The organism is Micromonospora sp. 067-2, assembly GCF_046549295.1.
Lineage (GTDB): Bacteria > Actinomycetota > Actinomycetes > Mycobacteriales > Micromonosporaceae > Micromonospora.
In genome coordinates this window covers 103,137-120,686 of sequence record NZ_JAJPWB010000010.1, presented here as the reverse complement: position 1 = coordinate 120,686, position 17,550 = coordinate 103,137, and the positions used below count along the sequence as shown (strand labels likewise).

Genomic DNA, 17,550 nt, shown 5'->3' with positions numbered 1-17,550 from the left:
GGCGAGACTCTTGACGGTCTCGAAGATCTGCCCATACGGTCCATGGAGTACCCGTGAAACGATTCAGGAGGGATCGCATGGCGGCCGACGCACCCGGCACGGACGGCGCTCCGCTGCTGGCACTCGACGGCGTGACGAAGTCCTTCGGGGCCGTCGCCGCGCTGCGCGGGGTGCACCTGAAGCTGCTGGCCGGTGAGGCACACGCCCTGGTCGGCGAGAACGGGGCGGGCAAGTCCACCCTGGTGAAGATCCTGGCCGGCGCGCACCCGCCGGACTCCGGCACGATGACCCTGGACGGGCAACCGCTGCGGCTGCGCGGCCCCGCCGATGCCCGGGCCGCCGGCATCGCGGTCATCTACCAGGAGCCGACGCTCTTTCCGGACCTGTCCGTGGCGGAGAACATCTTCATGGGCAGGCAACCGCTTCGCGGCCTGCGTCGCATCGACACCGCGGCGATGAACCGAGACGCCGAGCGGCTGTTCCAGCGGTTGGGCGTCCGTATCGACCCGACTCGCCCCGCGCGAGGGCTCTCCATCGCCGACCAGCAGCTCGTCGAGATCGCCAAGGCCATCTCGTTCGACGCCCGCGTCCTGGTGATGGACGAACCCACGGCCGCATTGTCCGGTGTGGAGGTCGAACGGCTCTTCACGGTCGCCCGGTCGCTCTGCGAGCGTGGCGCGGCCGTGCTGTTCATCTCACACCGGTTCGACGAGGTGTTCGATCTGTGCCACCGCGTCACCGTGCTGCGCGACGGCGCCTGGGTGTCCAGCGACCGCGCCGCCGACCTCACCGTCGACGAGGTGGTGCGACGCATGGTTGGCCGGGACGTCTCCTCGCTCTATCCGAAACAGGACGCCGAGCTGCGGGACACCCTGCTCGAGGTCCGTGGGCTGACCCGCGTCGGCGTCTTCACCGACGTGTCGTTCACCGTTCGGGGCGGCGAGATCGTCGCGCTCGCCGGGTTGGTCGGCGCCGGGCGCAGCGAGGTCGCCCGTGCCGTCTTCGGCGTCGACCGCCACGACGCGGGCGAGGTGGTGGTGGCCGGCGGAACCGTTCCGCCGGGCAATCCGGGCCGAGCGATCGCCGCGGGCATGGCGTTGGTCCCCGAGGACCGGCGGCAGCAGGGTCTGGTCATGGAGCTGTCGGTGGAGCGCAACGCCACCCTGGCCCGCCGCCGGGCCCTGAGCCGGCTCGGCCTCCTGGTCGGCGGCGCCGAGCGTGCCGAGGCCCGCCGCTGGACGAGGCGGCTGCGGGTGAAGGCCTCGCGGCTCGGCGCGCCCGTGGCGACCCTCTCCGGGGGCAACCAGCAGAAGGTCGTGCTCGCCAAGTGGCTCGCCACCGAACCACGCGTGTTGATCATCGACGAACCCACCCGTGGCATCGACGTCGGCACGAAGTCCGAGGTGCACCGGCTGCTGTCGGAGCTGGCCGGCGAGGGCCTGGCCATCCTCATGATCAGCAGCGAGCTGCCGGAGGTGCTCGGCATGGCCGACCGGGTCCTGGTCATGCACGAGGGGCGGTTGGTCCGCGAGCTGTCCCGCGCCGAGGCGGACGAGACCTCCATCATGTTCGCCGCCACCGGCCAGGGCGCGACCGCATGAGCCGCACCGACGCCGGCGCGCCCGAACGGGCGGTGGGGACCGCGCCGACCGACGCCGGCCGGCCGCGCCGCAGCCTGACCGGACGGCTGCTCGCCGTACGCGAGCTGAGCCTGTTGATCGCGCTCGGCCTGCTGGTCGGAGTGACCACCGTGCGCAACGACCGGTTCCTGAGCGGTCAGAGCGTCAAGGACCTGCTGCTGGGCTGCGCGATCCTGGTGATCCTGGCGGTCGGCCAGACCCTGGTCGTCGTCACCCGCAACGTCGACCTCTCCGTGGGCTCGATCCTCGGTCTGGTCGCGTTCGCCACCGGTTCGCTGTTCCTCTCCGCGCCCGGTACGCCCTGGCCCGTGGCACTCGTCCTGGGTGTCGCGCTGGGCGCGCTGTGCGGCGCGGTCAACGGTGGCCTGATCGCGGTGGCCCGGGTGCCCGCTCTGGTGATCACGCTGGGCACCCTCTACGCCTTCCGCGGCGTCGACTACTACTGGGCGTCCGGCAGCCAGATCAACGCCGCCGACATGCCCCCGTCGTTCCTGCGGCTGGGCAACCAGACCGTGCTGGGCGTACCCGTGCTGTTCCTCGTCGCGCTCGTCGTCGTCGGCGTCGTCGGGTTCTACCTGCGCTCCTACCGCAGCGGCCGCGAGTTGTACGCGATCGGTTCCGAGCCGGCCGCCGCCCGGCTGTCCGGCATTCCGGTCGGGCGGCGGGTGTTCGCCGTGTTCGTCGCCAGCGGCGCTCTCGCCGGCCTCGCCGGTGTGCTGTACGCGGCCCGGTTCGGCACCCTCGACGCGGCCGCCGGTACCGGCCTGGAACTCCAGGTCGTCGCCGCTGCCGTGGTCGGCGGGGTGGCGATCTTCGGGGGCAGCGGCAGTGCCTACGGCGCGGCGCTCGGCGCCGTGCTGCTGACCACGATCGGCAGCTCGCTCGCCGTCCTGCGCATCGACCCGTTCTGGCAGCAGGCCGTGGTGGGCGCGCTCATCCTCGCCGCCATCGGGCTGGATCGGCTCCTTGCCCTGCGGGTGGCGGCCCGGCTCCGAGGGAGAAGCGCACATGGCGCATGACAGCCTGTACGCCGCGCCGCCCGCCGCCGAGGCCGAGCCCGGTGCGGGCCGCCTCGCCAGCCTGCGAGGGCTGCTCGGCTCCTGGGACGCGGTGATCGTCGCCGCCCTCGTGGTGGCCGTGCTGGTCGCCAGCCTGACCGTCGACAACTTCGCCACCGGCCGCAACGCCCAGTTCCTGCTGCTGGACCTCGTGCCGTTGGCGTTTCTCGCGCTGCCGATGACCCTGATCGTGATCACCGGCGAGATCGACCTCTCGGTGGCCAGCATGGTTGGCCTGTGCAGCACGTTCATGGGGCAGCTCTGGCTCTCCAGTGGGCTGTCGCTGGAGCTGATCTGCGTCCTCGTGGTGCTGCTCGGCGCCGTCCTCGGCGCGGTGAACGGCCTCTTCGTCACCGGCTTCGGTCTGCCGTCGCTGGCGGTGACCATCGGCACGCTCGCCCTCTACCGGGGGCTGTCCTTCGTCGTGCTCGGCGACCAGGCGGTCGCGGACTTCCCGGCCGACTGGACCGCCGCCGTGGTGCGCAACGTTCCCGGCACGTCGATCCCGATCGTGGTGGTCCCGGTGCTGCTGCTCGCGGTGATCTTCGGGGTGGTGCTGCACGCCACCGCGGTCGGTCGCGCGCTCTACGCCATGGGCAACAACGACCAGGCCGCCACGTTCACCGGCGTCTCGGTGGCCCGGACGAAGTTCTGGCTCTTCGTGGTCTCCGGTGCGGTGTGCGGGCTGGTCGGCATCTTCTGGACCCTGCGCTACGCCAGTGCCCGCGGCGACAACGCGACCGGTCTGGAGCTGACCGTGGTGACCGCTGTGGTACTCGGCGGCGTCTCGATCTTCGGCGGTCGGGGTGCCCTGCTGGGTGTGCTGGCCGGGGCGCTGCTCCTCGGCGTTCTGCGCAACGCGCTGCAACTCGCCGACGTCGACGCCAACGCGCTGACGATCGTCACCGGCGCCCTGCTCATCGCGTCCGTCGTGCTGCCCAACGCCGTCGCGGACGTCCGCGCCCGGCTGCACCGTCGGCGACAGCGGCATCCCGCCGCTTCGTGACGGCCCCCGCGCACCAACCACCCCCGAAAGGATGACGATGTCCGCGTACCGCAGAGGCCTCCGTGTCGGGGCCACCAGCCTCACCCTCGCCGCACTCCTGCTCAGCGCCACGGCATGTGGCGGCACGACCCGGACAACGCCGGCAACGACGGCGGCGCCGGCAACCGGGCGAGCGGCGCCGCGAATCCCGACGCCGCCCTGAAGGAAGGGCTCAAGATCGCCTTCCTGCCGAAGCAGCTCAACAACCCGTACTTCACCGTCTCGGACAACGGCGGCAGGGACGCGGTCACCGAGATCAAGGGCGAGTTCAAGGAGGTCGGCCCCTCCGAGGCCAGCGCCTCGTCCCAGGTCAGCTACATCAACACCCTGTCGCAGCAGGGCATGGACGTCATCGTCACCTCGGCCAACGACCCGAACGCGATCTGCGGGGCGCTCAACCAGGCGAAGACGGCCGGCGCGAAGATCGTCACCTTCGACTCCGACACCAAGCCGGAGTGCCGGCAGATCTTCGTCAACCAGGTGACGGCCGAAGGCATCGCCGAGAACCAGGTCAAGCTCATCTCGCAGCAGATCGGCGGGGAGGGCGAGATCGCCATCCTCTCGGCCACCGCCAACGCGACCAACCAGAACGCCTGGATCGCGCTGATGAAGGAGGAGCTGAAGAAGCCCGAGTACGCCAGGATCAAGCTCGTCACCGTGGCGTACGGTAACGACGACGACCAGAAGTCCTTTCAGGAGACCCAGGGCCTGCTCCAGTCGTACCCCAACCTGAAGGGCATCATCTCCCCGACCACCGTCGGTGTCGCGGCGGCCGGCCGCTACCTCAGCGGATCGCAGTACAAGGGCAAGGTCAAGCTGACCGGGCTGGGCACCCCGAACCAGATGCGCCAGTACGTCAAGGACGGCACTGTCGACGCGTTCGCCCTGTGGAGTCCGGCCGACCTCGGCTACCTCGCGGCGTACGCCGGAGCGGCACTGGCCTCCGGCCAGATCACCGGCGCCGAGGGCGACACGTTCAAGGCCGGCAAGCTCGGCGAGTTCACCGTCGGCAGGGAGGGCGTTGTCGTCCTCGGCCCGCCTACCGTCTTCGACAAGGACAACATCGACAAGTTCCAGTTCTGACCGCCCTCCCGATCGGTGCGGCCGGCGTCGCACCGATCGCGAGTCGAACGACTTCACGGCGGCGCAATCCACCGCGCCGCGTGCGACGCGGCTCACCGCAGAGACGGGGGACCTCCATGACGCAGCCCGACGCGCAGACCCTTGGGCGGGTCACGCGGGCCCTTCGCGCCCAGCGGATCGAGACCCCGTCCTGGGCGTACGGCAATTCCGGCACCCGGTTCAAGGTGTTCGCGCAGGAGGGTGTGCCGCGCGACCCGTACGAGAAGGTCGCGGACGCGGCGGTGGTGCACCAGCTCACGGGGGTGGCGCCGAGCGTGGCGCTGCACATTCCGTGGGACAGGGTGGATGACTACGCCGACCTGGCCGCGTTCGCCAAGGAGCAGGGCATCACGTTGGGTGCGATCAACGCGAACGTGTTCCAGGATGACGACTACCGGTTGGGCAGTGTCACGAACCCGGATCCGGGGGTGCGGCGCAAGGCGATCGGTCATCTGCTGGAGTGTGTGGACATCATGGACGCCACGGGTTCGCGGGACTTGAAGCTGTGGTTCTCCGACGGCACGAACTATCCGGGTCAGGATGACATCCGTGCTCGGCAGGATCGGCTGGCGGCGGCGTTGCGGGAGACCTACGATCGGCTCGGCGTCGACCAGCGGTTGTTGTTGGAGTACAAGCTGTTCGAGCCGGCGTTCTACATGACGGATGTGCCGGACTGGGGTACGGCGTACGCGCACTGCTTGGAGTTGGGCGAGCGGGCGCAGGTGGTCATCGACACGGGGCATCACGCGCCGGGTACCAATATCGAGTTCATTGTGGCGGTCCTGCTGCGTGCTGGTCGGTTGGGTGCGTTCGATTTCAACTCGCGTTTTTATGCCGACGACGATCTGATGGTGGGTTCGGCGGACCCGTTCCAGCTGTTTCGGATCATGGTGGAGATCGTGCAGGCTGGCGCGTTGGTTCCGGAGGCTGGTATCGCGTTCATGTTGGACCAGTGTCACAACATCGAGCCGAAGATTCCGGCGATCATCCGGTCGGTGCTCAATGTGCAGGAGGCGACGGCGAAGGCGTTGCTGGTGGACGCGTTGGCGTTGGCTGCCGCGCAGCGTGCCGGTGATGTGTTGGGTGCCAATGCGGTGGTGATGGATGCGTACAACACCGACGTGCGGCCGTTGCTGCGGGAGTTGCGTACCGAGCAGGGTCTGGACCCGGACCCGATGGCCGCGTACGCCCGCTCCGGTTATGACGACAAGATCCGAGCCGAACGCGCCGACGGCCAGCAGGCCGGCTGGGGCGCCTGACCACCACCACAGAGACACAGACTGGGGACGTGAAGACGATGCAATCCGAGGTTCAGGCGCTGATCGCGCGCAGCAACCGGCTCGGTGCCGATCCGACGACGACGAACTACGCCGGGGGCAACACCTCCGCCAAGGGAGCGGACACCGATCCGGTCACCGGCGGCCCCGTCGAACTGCTCTGGGTCAAGGGCTCCGGCGGCGATCTCGGCACCCTCACCCCGTCCGGTCTGGCCGCGCTGCGGCTGGACCGGCTCCGCGCCCTCGTCGAGGTCTACCCGGGAATCGACCGGGAGGACGAGATGGTCGCGACGTTCGACTACTGCCTGCACGGTCGGGGCGGGGCCGCGCCGTCCATCGACACCGCGATGCACGGCCTGGTCGACGCCGCGCACGTCGACCACCTGCACCCCGACGCCGGCATCGCGATCGCCGCCGCCGCGGACGGGCCGGAGCTGACCAAGGAGATCTTCGGCGACCGGGTGTTGTGGGTCCCGTGGCGGCGCCCCGGCTTCCAGCTCGGCCTGGACATCGCCGCGGTGGCACGGGCCAACCCGCAGGCGATCGGCGTGATCCTCGGTGGGCACGGCATCACCGCGTGGGGCGCGACCAGCGACGAGTGCGAGAGCAACTCCCTGGAGATCATCCGGTCCGCGCAGGCGTACCTCGACCAGCGGGGTGACGCCGAGCCGCTCGGCCCGGTCATCAGCGGCTACCAGCCGCTGCCGACCGACGAACGGCGCCGTCGGGCCGCGGCGTTGTTCCCGGTGCTGCGGGGCCTCGCGTCCACCGACCGACCGCAGGTCGGCCACTTCACCGACAGCGACGTGGTGCTGGACTTCGTGTCGAGGGAGAAGCACCCCGCGCTCGCCGCGCTGGGCACCTCCTGCCCGGACCACTTCCTGCGCACCAAGGTCCGCCCGATGGTGCTGGACCTGCCGCCCACCGCCCCGCTCGAAGACGTGATCGCCCGCCTCACGGAGCTGCACGCCTCCTACCGCGACGACTACCGCGCCTACTACGAGCGGCACGCCGGCCCGGACACCCCCGCCATCCGTGGCGCCGACCCGGCCGTCGTCCTGGTGCCCGGCGTGGGCATGTTCAGCTTCGGCGCCAACAAGCAGACCGCCCGGGTCGCCGGGGAGTTCTACGTCAACGCCATCAACGTCATGCGCGGCGCCGAGTCGGTGTCGGCGTACGCGCCGATCGACGAGGCCGAGAAGTTCCGGATCGAATACTGGGCCCTGGAGGAGGCGAAGCTGCAGCGCATGCCGAAGCCGAAGGCCCTCGCCACGCGGATCGCGTTCGTCACCGGCGGTGGCTCCGGTATCGGCAGGGCGATCGCCCTCCGGCTCGCCGCCGAGGGCGCCTGCGTCGTGGTCGCCGACCGCGACCCGCAGTCGGCCGCAGCCGTCGCCGCAGAGATCGGCAGCACCGATGTGGCGATCGCCGTCGCCGCCGACGTCAGCCACGGCGACGCCGTGGCCGATGCCCTGCGCGAGGCGGTGCTCACCTTCGGCGGCGTGGACCTGGTCGTCAACAACGCCGGGCTGTCGCTGTCCAAGTCGCTGGTCGAGACGACCGAGGCCGACTGGGACATCCAGCACGACGTGATGGCCAAGGGCTCCTTCCTGGTCTCCCGGGAGGCCGTGCGGGTGCTGCTGGCACAGGGCATGGGCGGGGACATCGTCTACATCTCCAGCAAGAACTCGCTCTTTGCCGGCCCGAACAACGTGGCCTACGGTTCGGCCAAGGCCGATCAGGCCCACCAGGTCCGGCTGCTCGCCGCCGAACTCGGTGGCCACGGCATCCGCGTCAACGGCGTCAACCCGGACGGGGTGGTCCGCGGCTCGGGCATCTTCGCCGGTGGTTGGGGTGCGAAGCGGGCCGCCGTCTACGGCGTGCCGGAGGAGAAGCTCGGTGAGTTCTACGCCCAACGCACGCTGCTCAAGCGCGAGGTGCTGCCCGAGCACGTCGCCAACGCGGTCCTCGTGCTCACCGGTGGGGAGCTGTCCCACACCACCGGGATGCACATTCCGGTGGACGCCGGCGTCGCCGCGGCCTTCCTGCGCTGAACGCCGTCGACCGAGGATGAGGACGAGATGAGCACCGCCGTGCAGGTCGCCGCCGTCGATGTGGGCGCGTCCAGCGGACGGGTCATGGTTGCCAGCGTCGGCGACGGCAGGCTGGAGCTCGCCGAGGCGCACCGCTTCCGCAACGAGCCGGTGCGGGTGACGGGCACCCTGCACTGGGACGTGCTGGCGCTGCACCGGGGCGTCCTCGACGGTCTGCGCGCCGCCGGCCCGGTCGCCAGCATCGGCGTCGACACCTGGGCCGTCGACTACGGGCTGCTCGACGCGACGGGCGCGCTGCTGGGCAACCCCGTGCACTACCGCGACGGGCGGACCGACGGCGTCGGTGACCGGGTCGCCAAGCAGTTGGGGCAGGAGCGGTTGTACGGCACGACCGGGCTGCAGCACCTGCCGTTCAACACTCTCTACCAGCTCGTCGCCGCCGCCGGCACGCCGCAGCTGGAGATGGCGTACCGGCTGCTGCTGATCCCGGATCTTCTCGCGTACTGGCTCACCGGCGAGATCGGCGCCGAGGTCACCAACGCCTCCACCACCCAGCTGTACGACCTGCGTTCCCGCACCTGGGCCACCGACCTGATGGCCGAGGCGGGGATCCGCAGCGACCTGTTTCCGCCGCTGCGGGAGCCGGGCAGCAGGATCGGCCCGGTCCTGCCCGACCTGGCCCTGCCCGGAGACCCCACGGTGGTGGCGGTGGGGTCACACGACACCGCCTCCGCCGTGGTGGGTGTGCCGGCGGTCGGTGAACACTTCGCCTACATCTCCTGCGGCACCTGGTCCCTCGTCGGGGTCGAGCTCGACGCCCCGGTGCTCACCGAGCAGAGCCGGCTCGCCAACTTCACCAACGAGTCCGGCGTCGACGGCACGATCCGCTTCCTGCGCAACGTGATGGGTCTGTGGCCACTGCAGGAGTCGCTGCGCAGCTGGGGCATCACCGACCTGCCCGCCCTGCTCGGGCAGGCGGCCCGGGAACCAGCGTTCCGCTCCGTCGTGGACCCGGACGACCCGGCGTTCCTGCCACCCGGCGACATGCCCGCACGCATCGCCGAGGCCTGCCGCCGTACCGGTGAGCCGGTGCCGGCAACCCCGGCGGCCACGGTCCGGTGCATCCTCGACAGCCTCGCGCTGGCGCACCGGCGCGCGGTGCGTGCGGCGCAACAGCTCGCCGGCCGGCACGTCGACGCCGTGCACGTCGTCGGCGGCGGCGCCCGCAACGAGCTGCTGTGTCAGCTCACCGCGGACGCCTGTGGGTTACCGGTGCTCGCGGGGCCGGTCGAGGCCACCGCGCTGGGCAACGTCCTCGTGCAGGCCCGTGCCCTCGGCGTGGTCGGCGGCGACCTGGCGGCGCTGCGGGCGGTGCTGCGCGAGACCCAGCAGGTCGTCCGCTACGAACCACGCGCTACCGGGACGACGTGGCGGGCGGCCGCCCGGCGTCTCGGATGGGAGGACTGAGGATGCGAATAGCCCTGTTCGTCACCTGTCTGGCCGACACCCTGTACCCCGAGGCGGCCAAGGCCACCGTGCGGCTGCTGGAACGGCTCGGTCACGAGGTCGTCTTTCCGCGGGACCAGACCTGCTGCGGGCAGATGCACATCAACACCGGCTATCCGGACGACGCGCTGCGGCTGGTACGCCGGCACGTGCGCACCTTCGCACCGTACGACGTGGTGGTCGCCCCCTCCGGCTCGTGCGTCGGTTCGGTCCGGCACCAGCACGCGGTGGTGGCCCGCAGGGCCGGGGACGAGCGTCTGGCCAGTCGCGCCGAGGACGTCGCCGGCCGCACGTACGAGCTGTCGGAGTTGCTCGTCGACGTGCTCGGGGTCACCGACGTCGGTGCCTTCTATCCGCACCGGGTGACCTACCACCCGACCTGCCACTCGCTGCGGATGATCCGGGTGGGGGACAAGCCGCTGCGGCTGCTGCGTCAGGTCCGCGGACTGGACCTGGTGGAGCTGCCGCAGGCCGAGGAGTGCTGCGGCTTCGGCGGCACGTTCGCCCTGAAGAACGCGGACACCTCGACGGCGATGCTGGCCGACAAGATGCGTCACGTGCTGGCCACCCGGGCGGACGTCTGCACCGCCGGGGACGCCTCCTGTCTGATGCACATCGGTGGTGGGCTGGCCCGCCTGCGGGCCGGGGTACGGACGGTGCACCTCGCGGAGATCCTGGCCAGCACCGAGTCCACCGGCATCCCGCTCGAAGGGGCGCAGCGGCAGGCCGACGGGGTGACGGCGTGACCCGGACCTTCCTCGGCATGCCCGCCACGGCGCCGCGTGGTGTCGGAAACCTCCGCGGTGACGAGCCCTTTCCGGTGGCGGCACGTCGCGGCCTCGCCGACGCCCAGCTGCGCCGCAACCTGGGCCACGCCACCGCGACGATCCGCGCCAAGTCGGCGGCGGTCATCGATGAGGTCCCCGACTGGCAGGAACTGCGCGAGGCCGGGCGGGCCATCAAGGCCGACACGATGGCCCGCCTGCCCGAGCTGCTCGACCAGCTGGAGAGGGCGGTCACCGCCGCGGGCGGCACCGTGCACTGGGCCGCCGACGCCGTCGAGGCCAACCGGATCGTCACCGACCTGGTCAGGGCCACCGGCAGCGACCGGGTCATGAAGGTCAAGTCGATGGCCACCCAGGAGATCGGCCTGAACGAGGCGCTGGAGGCGGCTGGCATCGAGCCGGTGGAGACCGACCTCGCCGAGCTGATCGTCCAGCTCGGGCGGGACAAGCCCAGCCACATCCTGGTACCCGCGATCCACCGTAACCGGGCGGAGATCCGCGAGATCTTCCTGCGCGAGATGCCCGGTGTCGACCCGGCGCTGACCGACGAACCCGCGATCCTGGCGGCCGCGGCCCGCCGCCACCTACGGCGAACGTTCCTCAGCACCCGGGTCGCGGTCTCCGGGGCGAACTTCGCGGTGGCCGAGACCGGCACCCTCGCGGTGGTCGAGTCCGAGGGCAACGGTCGGATGTGCCTCACCCTGCCGGACACCCTGATCACGGTCATGGGCATCGAGAAGGTCATCCCCACCTGGGCCGACCTCGAGGTGTTCCTGCAACTGCTGCCCCGGGCCTCCACCGGTGAGCGGATGAACCCGTACACCTCGATGTGGACCGGTGTGACGCGCGGCGACGGACCACAGGACTTCCACCTCGTGCTGGTGGACAACGGCCGCAGCGCGGTTCTCGCCGACGAGGTCGGCCGTCAGGCGCTGCACTGCATCCGCTGCTCGGCCTGTCTCAACGTCTGTCCCGTCTACGAGCGCACCGGTGGGCACGCCTACGGCTCGGTCTACCCCGGGCCCATCGGCGCCGTGCTGTCCCCGCAGCTGACCGGCGTGGAGGACAACGCCTCCCTGCCGTACGCCTCCTCGCTCTGCGGCGCGTGCTTCGACGCCTGCCCCGTGAAGATCGACATCCCGTCGATCCTCGTGCACCTCCGCGCCGAACACGTGACGGCGTACCGCGACGAGCATCGCCTGCCGAGCGCCGAGGCGGTCGGCATGGCGGCAGCCGCGTACACCATGGACCATCGGCCCCTGTACGAGGCCGCGCAGCGCGCCTCGCGGGCCAGCCGCCTCGCCGGCCGGCGCGGACGCGGTCTGCCGCCGCCGTTGTCCGGCTGGACCGTCGGCCGCGACCTGCCGCAGCCGCCGCCGCAGACATTCCGTGAATGGTGGGCGCAACGATGACCTCCCGTGAGTTGATCCTCGGCCGTGTCCGGGCGGCTCTGGGCGCCACGCCGTCCGCCCCCGGTACGGTGCCGCGCGACTACCGGCCCGCCGGCGGCGCCGTGGACCTCGACGTGCTGGTGCACCGGCTCAGCGACTACCGGGCCACCGTGCACCGGTGCACCGACGGTGAGGTGGCGCAGGTCGTCGACGCGATCCTCGGTGGTGGACGCGTCGTGGTGCCGCCCGGGCTGCCCCGGCACTGGCTGCCGGACACCGTCGACGTGCTGACCGACGACAACCTGCCGAGGGACCGGATCGCCGCGGCCGACGGGGTGCTCACCGCTGCGGCGGTCGCCGTAGCCGAGACCGGAACGGTCATCCTCGACGCCTCCGCCGACCAGGGGCGGCGGGTTCTCACGCTTCTGCCCGACGTGCACATCTGCGTGCTGCGCACCGATCAGGTGGTCGCGGGGGTTCCGGACGCCCTCACGCGCCTCGACCCGCACCGGCCGCTCACCTGGATCAGCGGGCCGTCCGCCACCAGCGACATCGAGCTCAACCGCGTCGAGGGCGTGCACGGCCCCCGGCACCTGCACGTGGTGCTCGTGCCCGGCTGACCCCGCGCCGGCCAGCGGCCGGTACGGGTGCGTGCGGCGTTACAGCCCGGCCTGCGCGGTGAACGTCTGCCGCAGGTAGCCCTTGGGCCTGGACCCCACGGTCGACCCGACGACCTCGCCCCGGCGGAACACCAGGAGCGTCGGCAGGGACATGACGGCGTAGCGACGGGTGACCGTCGGGTTGTCGTCGGAGTTGAGCTTGGCCACGACCATCTGGTCGCCGAACTCCCGGGCCAGCTCGGCGAGGCTCTTCTCGATGGCCTTGCAGGGCGGGCACCACTCGGCCCAGAAGTCGACCACGACGGGCCGGTCGCTGGCCAGCACCAGATCGTCGAACGTGTCGTCGGTGACGGTGACTAGCGAACCGGTCTCCGTTTGGGGCATGTTTCCTCCCGGTGTGCGATGGCGTGACTGAGCTGAGTGTGTAGCTGCTGGCGTACCGCGCCGAGCCGGTCGATCACGGCGTCGACCTCGACGAGCTTGCGTCGCAGCACCAGCACCGAATCCGGGCAGACGTCGCCGGACGCGTTGCCGGCCCGCAGACAGGCGACGAACGGGCGGACGTCGTCGAGGCCGAAGCCGACGTCGAGCAGAGCCCGGATCTCACGGACGACCCGAAGCTCCGCATCGTCGTAGATCCGGTAGCCGTTGGCGGAGCGCTGGGCGCGTACCAACCCGTGCTCCTCGTAGTAGCGCAGGGCGCGCGTACTCGTGCCGGCTCGCTCAGCCAACTCGCCGATCAGCATCCGACCCCCTCCATCAGCCCGTCGCGACCACGCTAAACCTTGTCGCCGGCGTGAAGGCAAGGCGTCCGCGTCGTCACGACCCGCCGCACCCGGCCGCCGTGGTTCCGGACGGCCGACGCGCCGTCTGTCCGGCGGTGACACGGCGGCGGAAACGGTAGCGTCGGCGGGCACGCGTGCACGGCGCGCCGTCCCGGGTCCTGCCGTGCCTGACCTCCCGAGCCACGAGACGAGGAGTGCCCGGATGAACTGGACGCTGGAAGTGGTGATCGTGCCGGTCTCCGACGTGGACCGCGCCAAGGAGTTCTATGCCGACCGGCTCGGCTTCGTCGTGGACCACGACACCGTGATCAGCGACGACGCACGGCTGGTGCAGTTGACCCCGCCGGGCTCCGGCTGCTCCGTCGTGATCGGCCGTGGGGCGGTGCCGGACATGCCGCCAGGCTCGCTCAAGGGGCTGCAGCTGGTGGTGCCCGACCTGCGGAAGGCGCGGGCGGAGCTGGTGGATCGGGGCGTCGAGGTCAGCGAGATCCAGGTGGTGGGGGTCAATCCCCGGCCGGTGCCGGATCCGCTGGACAACGTCGGGTTCGTCTTCTTCTCGGACCCGGACGGCAACGCCTGGGCGGTGCAGCAGATCTCAAGCCGGGCCTGAGCCGTTGTGGCCGGTGAGCGCATCGAGTAGATTTCCCCGTACGCCGTCGAGCCGAGAGGAGGTCAGAACAATGTCCGATGTTCTGCGCCCCCTCCGCGCTCCGGCGTTTGCGCGGATCTGATCCGGGGCGTTCGCTTTCCGGAGGATCAATCCATGACTGACCTGGTCATCCGTCCGCTCGTCGCGGGCGAGGAAAACCTGTTCGACTCCCTGCCCGATCCGCTGCCGCAACTGCGCCAGATCGGTTACGCCGACGGGATCGCCGGCGGCGGTTACCGTCCCGAGAACACCTGGGTCGCCCTCCGCGCAGGCCGTGTGGTCGGTCGGGCGGCCTGGGCTCTCCCGCCGGGCGCCGTCGGTGCGCCCTGGCTGGAGCGGTTCGACCTGGACGCCGAGCCGGAGGTGGGTGCCGCGCTGCTGCGCGCCGCCCACGAAGCGTTCGGCGGTCCTGGTCTCTACCACGCGGCCATGCCGGCGCACTGGCGGCGCCGGCCGGAGGTGCTGGCCGTCATGCGGGCGCCGATGGCGGCGGCCCGGCTCGCCGGGCTGGTCGAGCGCGGGGAGCGGGTCAGATGCTCCTGGACGGGCACGCCGCTGCCGGCCACCCCCGGCCGGTACGGCCTGCGCCCGGCCGCCGACCTGGCGGAGATCAACGCCCTGGTCGCCCGGATCGCCGAGCCGGACGTGCTGACCGGCGCGGAGACGGCGCTGGCGGTCGCGGGCGTCGACCTGGCCACCGATCCACTGGCGTGGTTGGGCGGTCCGGCCGACGACTGGCGGATCGCGGTGGACGACGGCGAACCGGTCGGTCTGGTCGGAACGGCCGGGGACGCCTGCTATCCGCTCCTGGCCTACCTCGGCGTGCTCGACGAGGCCGTTCGTCCCGAACTGGTGGCCGAGGCGGTCCGGATGCTGGCCGCCGGGGGTGCCCGGGAGGTGATCGCCGACGTCGACGCCCACCGGGTGGCGGTGGTGGCGGAGCTGGAACGGACGGGTTTCCGGCAGTTGCGCTGCCGGGTCATCTTCGGCCCGGTGGCCGCCGCGCCGTCCGACCCGGTCGGCGCGCCCGGTCCGGTCGCCGTCGCGGATCGCCAGGTCTGATCGAGCGGATGCCCGCGGCCACGACCCGGTGGAAACGGGTACGTGGCCGCGGGCACGACCGGTCAGCCGCTGACGACCTCGCTGGGCGGAACGGCGCCGTTGAACACCGGCGGAGCGTAACCGGCCGGCTTGTCGCCGATGCCCAGGCCGGGGCTCACCACCCAGGACTGGTACTGCGGGGTGAACATCACGTGGGGCATTCCGACGTGCGGCGCGCTGGCCTGCTCGAGCCGGCGACGGGCGTCCGCCGGGATCTCGAAGTCGAGCGCGGCGAGGTTGCTGTCCAACTGCTCGGGGCTGCTCGCTCCGACGATCACCGATGCGACGGCGGGTTGGGTGGCCACCCAGTTGATGGCCACCTGGGCCATGCTGCGCCCCAGGTCGGCGGCCACACTCTCGAGCGCCTCGATCACCTGCCAGTCCCGCGGGTTGATCTCCCGCCCCGGGGCGTCCGGATTGGTCAGCCGGCCGGCACCGCTCATGCCGTCCCCGGTCCGTCGGTACTTGCCGGTGAGGAGCCCGCCGCTGACCGGGCTCCACGCGGTCAGGCCCATCCCCAGGGACTGGCCCATCGGTACGAACTCCGCCTCGATGTCGCGAAAGACCAGGGAGTACGGAAGCTGCAACGTGACCATCGGCGCCAGGGCGTGGGCCTCGGCGTAGCTCTGCGCCCGGGCCGCGTACCAGGCCGGCACGTCGGAGAGCCCGGCGTACCGGATCTTGCCGACGCGTACCAGGTCGTCGAAGGTCTGCACGACCTCCTCGACCGGGGTGATCCGGTCCCAGGTGTGCAGCAGGTACAGGTCGATGTAGTCGGTGCCGAGCCGGCGCAGCGAAGCGTCCAGAGCCCGGATGATGTGCTTGCGACCGTTGCCGCTGGCGTTCGGGTCGCTCGGGTCGATGGTGTTGGTGAACTTGCTGGTGAGCACGAGCCGATCCCGGACACCGGCCCGGTCGATGAGGCGGCCGAGGATCCGCTCGCTCTCGCCGGCGGTGTAGAAGTCCGCCGTGTCGATGAGGTTCCCGCCCGCCTCCACGTACCGCCGGAAGATCGGCTCCGCCTCTTCCTCGGTCTTGCCGTACGCGGCGTGGAACCCGTCGACGCCGAAGTTCATCGTGCCCAGGGCCAGCCGGCTCACCCGCAGGCCGGACCGCCCGAGCAGGTAGTAGTCGTTCACCGTGCGTCCTTCCTCTTTCCTCGTCGGGCCCGGAGCGGGCCGCGTGGATCAGACCTTTGCTCGGCAAAAATGGACCTGCAAGTCCAAAGGACGAGCTAGGGTTGGGCTGGCAGGTCCAGACGCACGGCGGGTGACGGAGGTCCCATGACACGCTCGTTGACCCGCAAGGGCGAGGCGACCAGGGCCAGGATCGTCGCCGGGGCGGCCACCGAGATCCGTGAGCGGGGTGTCGACGAGGTACGCCTCGAGGACGTGATGGCCCGCACCGGCACCAGCAAGGGCCAGCTCTTCCACTACTTCCCGCAGGGCAAGGACGAGTTGCTGCTCGCGGTGGCCGAGCACGAGGCCGACCAGGTGCTCACCGACCAGGAGCCCATGCTCAGCAACCTCACGTCCTGGCCGGCCTGGCTGGCGTGGCGTGATCGGCTGATCGAGCGCTACCTCGCGCAGGGCGTGCAGTGCCCGCTCAGCAGTCTGCTCGGTCAGACCGGTCGGCGTGCGCCGGGCGCGCAGGCGGTGGTGACCGGCCTCATGTCGCGCTGGCAGGGCGCGATCGCCGAGGGCATCCGGCAGATGCAGTCGACCGGCGACATCGCCCCCGAGGTGGACGCAGACCGCGCCGCCGCCGCCCTGCTGGCCGGCATCCAGGGCGGCGTGCTGCTGCTGCTGTCGACCGGACGGATCGACAATCTCGAGGCGGCCCTCGACCTGACCATCGACTCCCTCCGGGCGGGCGCCCACGCCGTCTGACCGTGTCAGGAGGTGCTCGTCCGGGTGCCATGGCGCCGGGGCGGCCGGTCGGTGTCAGGTCTTTCGGGGCGTACGCCGATTGCCGAACGACTCCATGGTGGTCGCCTTCTTGGCCGGCGCCCTGGTGGCGGTCGTGGTGCGGGCCCGGGCCGGCGCGGCCTTGCGCGCGGGTGCCTTCTTCGCCGCGGCCCTCGTCGCGGGCGCCTTCTTCGGCGGCGCGTTCTTGGCGGCGGCCGCCTTCGCCGTCGGCCTGCGGGTGGGCGTGGCCGTGGTGGCGGAGGTCTCCGTCTTCCGGGCCACGCGCGACGTGGTCGGCGTGGGCTTTCCGCCGGTCGTCTTGGCCGTGCTCGCGCCGGAGGCCCGCTTCGTGGCGGTCGCGACCTTCTTGGCCGCCACCTTCCGGCTCGGCGGAATCGTCTTCGCCTCGGTGCCCTTCGCCGGTCCGGGTGACCTACGCGCCGGGGCGAACGTCCTGCGTGGGCTCATCCTCGCTCCTCCTCGGGTGGTCGCCGGCATCGTCAGCGCTGCCGGATGACGGACGTGGCGGGTCGCCTTGGCCCTATCGGCGGGGTCTTCCCGTGCCTCCGGCCGCCAAACGCCGCACGAGGGGCCGCGTCCGGCACTCCGG

At 71.3% G+C, this 17,550-nt stretch carries 17 protein-coding genes; 14 read left to right on the top strand and 3 right to left on the bottom strand.

Annotated features, from left to right (window positions below; translation table 11 throughout):
* Positions 1–77: 77 nt before the first annotated feature.
* The 10 genes from ACLJN9_RS23890 (at position 78) to ACLJN9_RS23845 (ending at position 12,498) form a co-directional block, all read left to right on the top strand.
* On the top strand, positions 78–1,601 hold the full coding sequence (locus ACLJN9_RS23890) for a sugar ABC transporter ATP-binding protein (RefSeq protein ID WP_410813749.1): 1,524 nt from the start codon (positions 78–80) through the stop codon (positions 1,599–1,601).
* Entirely contained in the window at positions 1,598–2,659 is a 1,062-nt protein-coding gene (locus ACLJN9_RS23885; protein WP_410813748.1) for an ABC transporter permease, read from the top strand. Before ACLJN9_RS23890 ends, ACLJN9_RS23885 begins: the two co-directional genes overlap by 4 nt.
* A complete protein-coding gene (locus ACLJN9_RS23880; protein ID WP_410813747.1) occupies positions 2,649–3,704 on the top strand; it encodes an ABC transporter permease in 1,056 nt (351 codons plus the stop codon). Before ACLJN9_RS23885 ends, ACLJN9_RS23880 begins: the two co-directional genes overlap by 11 nt.
* A gap of 114 nt (positions 3,705–3,818) precedes the next feature.
* Positions 3,819–4,826, top strand: a complete 1,008-nt coding sequence (gene rhaS, locus ACLJN9_RS23875) for a rhamnose ABC transporter substrate-binding protein (protein ID WP_410813746.1) — start codon at positions 3,819–3,821, stop codon at positions 4,824–4,826.
* A gap of 116 nt (positions 4,827–4,942) precedes the next feature.
* Positions 4,943–6,124, top strand: a complete 1,182-nt coding sequence (gene rhaI, locus ACLJN9_RS23870; protein ID WP_410813745.1) for an L-rhamnose isomerase — start codon at positions 4,943–4,945, stop codon at positions 6,122–6,124.
* A gap of 38 nt (positions 6,125–6,162) precedes the next feature.
* Complete coding sequence (locus ACLJN9_RS23865; protein WP_410814001.1) at positions 6,163–8,196, top strand: bifunctional aldolase/short-chain dehydrogenase; 2,034 nt, start codon at positions 6,163–6,165, stop codon at positions 8,194–8,196.
* Positions 8,197–8,223: 27 nt separating this feature from the next.
* A complete protein-coding gene (locus ACLJN9_RS23860; protein WP_410813743.1) occupies positions 8,224–9,663 on the top strand; it encodes a rhamnulokinase in 1,440 nt (479 codons plus the stop codon).
* Between the two features lie 2 nt (positions 9,664–9,665).
* Positions 9,666–10,448, top strand: coding sequence for a (Fe-S)-binding protein (locus ACLJN9_RS23855; protein WP_410813742.1), 783 nt, complete (start codon positions 9,666–9,668; stop codon positions 10,446–10,448).
* 17 nt (positions 10,449–10,465) lie between these two features.
* On the top strand, positions 10,466–11,899 hold the full coding sequence (locus tag ACLJN9_RS23850; RefSeq protein ID WP_410814000.1) for a LutB/LldF family L-lactate oxidation iron-sulfur protein: 1,434 nt from the start codon (positions 10,466–10,468) through the stop codon (positions 11,897–11,899).
* Complete coding sequence (locus ACLJN9_RS23845) at positions 11,896–12,498, top strand: LutC/YkgG family protein (protein ID WP_410813741.1); 603 nt, start codon at positions 11,896–11,898, stop codon at positions 12,496–12,498. Before ACLJN9_RS23850 ends, ACLJN9_RS23845 begins: the two co-directional genes overlap by 4 nt.
* A 39-nt stretch (positions 12,499–12,537) precedes the next feature.
* On the opposite strand, the gene trxA is transcribed toward ACLJN9_RS23845, so the two are convergent.
* Complete coding sequence (gene trxA / locus ACLJN9_RS23840) at positions 12,538–12,882, bottom strand: thioredoxin (protein ID WP_410813740.1); 345 nt, start codon at positions 12,880–12,882, stop codon at positions 12,538–12,540.
* Positions 12,855–13,244: a MerR family transcriptional regulator gene (locus ACLJN9_RS23835; RefSeq protein WP_410813739.1), complete on the bottom strand. Its 390-nt coding sequence runs from the start codon at positions 13,242–13,244 to the stop codon at positions 12,855–12,857. Before ACLJN9_RS23835 ends, trxA begins: the two co-directional genes overlap by 28 nt.
* A gap of 241 nt (positions 13,245–13,485) precedes the next feature.
* On the opposite strand from ACLJN9_RS23835, the gene ACLJN9_RS23830 reads away from it, so the two are divergent.
* Positions 13,486–13,893, top strand: a complete 408-nt coding sequence (locus ACLJN9_RS23830; RefSeq protein ID WP_410813738.1) for a VOC family protein — start codon at positions 13,486–13,488, stop codon at positions 13,891–13,893.
* A gap of 153 nt (positions 13,894–14,046) precedes the next feature.
* Complete coding sequence (locus ACLJN9_RS23825; RefSeq protein WP_410813737.1) at positions 14,047–14,994, top strand: acetyltransferase; 948 nt, start codon at positions 14,047–14,049, stop codon at positions 14,992–14,994.
* A gap of 62 nt (positions 14,995–15,056) precedes the next feature.
* Here the strand turns inward: ACLJN9_RS23825 and ACLJN9_RS23820 are convergent, their stop codons facing one another.
* On the bottom strand, positions 15,057–16,172 hold the full coding sequence (locus tag ACLJN9_RS23820) for an aldo/keto reductase (protein ID WP_410813736.1): 1,116 nt from the start codon (positions 16,170–16,172) through the stop codon (positions 15,057–15,059).
* Positions 16,173–16,316: 144 nt separating this feature from the next.
* On the opposite strand from ACLJN9_RS23820, the gene ACLJN9_RS23815 reads away from it, so the two are divergent.
* Both ACLJN9_RS23815 and ACLJN9_RS23810 read left to right on the top strand, forming a co-directional pair.
* On the top strand, positions 16,317–16,922 hold the full coding sequence (locus tag ACLJN9_RS23815; protein WP_410813735.1) for a TetR/AcrR family transcriptional regulator: 606 nt from the start codon (positions 16,317–16,319) through the stop codon (positions 16,920–16,922).
* Positions 16,923–17,001: 79 nt separating this feature from the next.
* Positions 17,002–17,457, top strand: a complete 456-nt coding sequence (locus tag ACLJN9_RS23810) for a hypothetical protein (protein WP_410813734.1) — start codon at positions 17,002–17,004, stop codon at positions 17,455–17,457.
* The last annotated feature ends 93 nt before the right edge of the window (positions 17,458–17,550 follow it).

Excerpts from the sequence above, each read along its gene's own strand:
- ACLJN9_RS23880 (WP_410813747.1), top strand. The coding sequence starts at position 2,649 with ATGGCGCATGACAGCCTGTACGCCGCGCCGCCCGCCGCCGAGGCCGAG.
- ACLJN9_RS23835 (WP_410813739.1), bottom strand. The coding sequence starts at position 13,244 with ATGCTGATCGGCGAGTTGGCTGAGCGAGCCGGCACGAGTACGCGCGCC.
- ACLJN9_RS23860 (WP_410813743.1), top strand. The coding sequence starts at position 8,224 with ATGAGCACCGCCGTGCAGGTCGCCGCCGTCGATGTGGGCGCGTCCAGC.
- ACLJN9_RS23885 (WP_410813748.1), top strand. The coding sequence starts at position 1,598 with ATGAGCCGCACCGACGCCGGCGCGCCCGAACGGGCGGTGGGGACCGCG.
- ACLJN9_RS23830 (WP_410813738.1), top strand. The coding sequence starts at position 13,486 with ATGAACTGGACGCTGGAAGTGGTGATCGTGCCGGTCTCCGACGTGGAC.
- trxA (WP_410813740.1), bottom strand. The coding sequence starts at position 12,882 with ATGCCCCAAACGGAGACCGGTTCGCTAGTCACCGTCACCGACGACACG.
- ACLJN9_RS23825 (WP_410813737.1), top strand. The coding sequence starts at position 14,047 with ATGACTGACCTGGTCATCCGTCCGCTCGTCGCGGGCGAGGAAAACCTG.
- ACLJN9_RS23815 (WP_410813735.1), top strand. The coding sequence starts at position 16,317 with ATGACACGCTCGTTGACCCGCAAGGGCGAGGCGACCAGGGCCAGGATC.
- ACLJN9_RS23865 (WP_410814001.1), top strand. The coding sequence starts at position 6,163 with ATGCAATCCGAGGTTCAGGCGCTGATCGCGCGCAGCAACCGGCTCGGT.
- rhaS (WP_410813746.1), top strand. The coding sequence starts at position 3,819 with ATGTGGCGGCACGACCCGGACAACGCCGGCAACGACGGCGGCGCCGGC.
- ACLJN9_RS23850 (WP_410814000.1), top strand. The coding sequence starts at position 10,466 with ATGCCCGCCACGGCGCCGCGTGGTGTCGGAAACCTCCGCGGTGACGAG.
- ACLJN9_RS23855 (WP_410813742.1), top strand. The coding sequence starts at position 9,666 with ATGCGAATAGCCCTGTTCGTCACCTGTCTGGCCGACACCCTGTACCCC.
- ACLJN9_RS23890 (WP_410813749.1), top strand. The coding sequence starts at position 78 with ATGGCGGCCGACGCACCCGGCACGGACGGCGCTCCGCTGCTGGCACTC.
- rhaI (WP_410813745.1), top strand. The coding sequence starts at position 4,943 with ATGACGCAGCCCGACGCGCAGACCCTTGGGCGGGTCACGCGGGCCCTT.
- ACLJN9_RS23845 (WP_410813741.1), top strand. The coding sequence starts at position 11,896 with ATGACCTCCCGTGAGTTGATCCTCGGCCGTGTCCGGGCGGCTCTGGGC.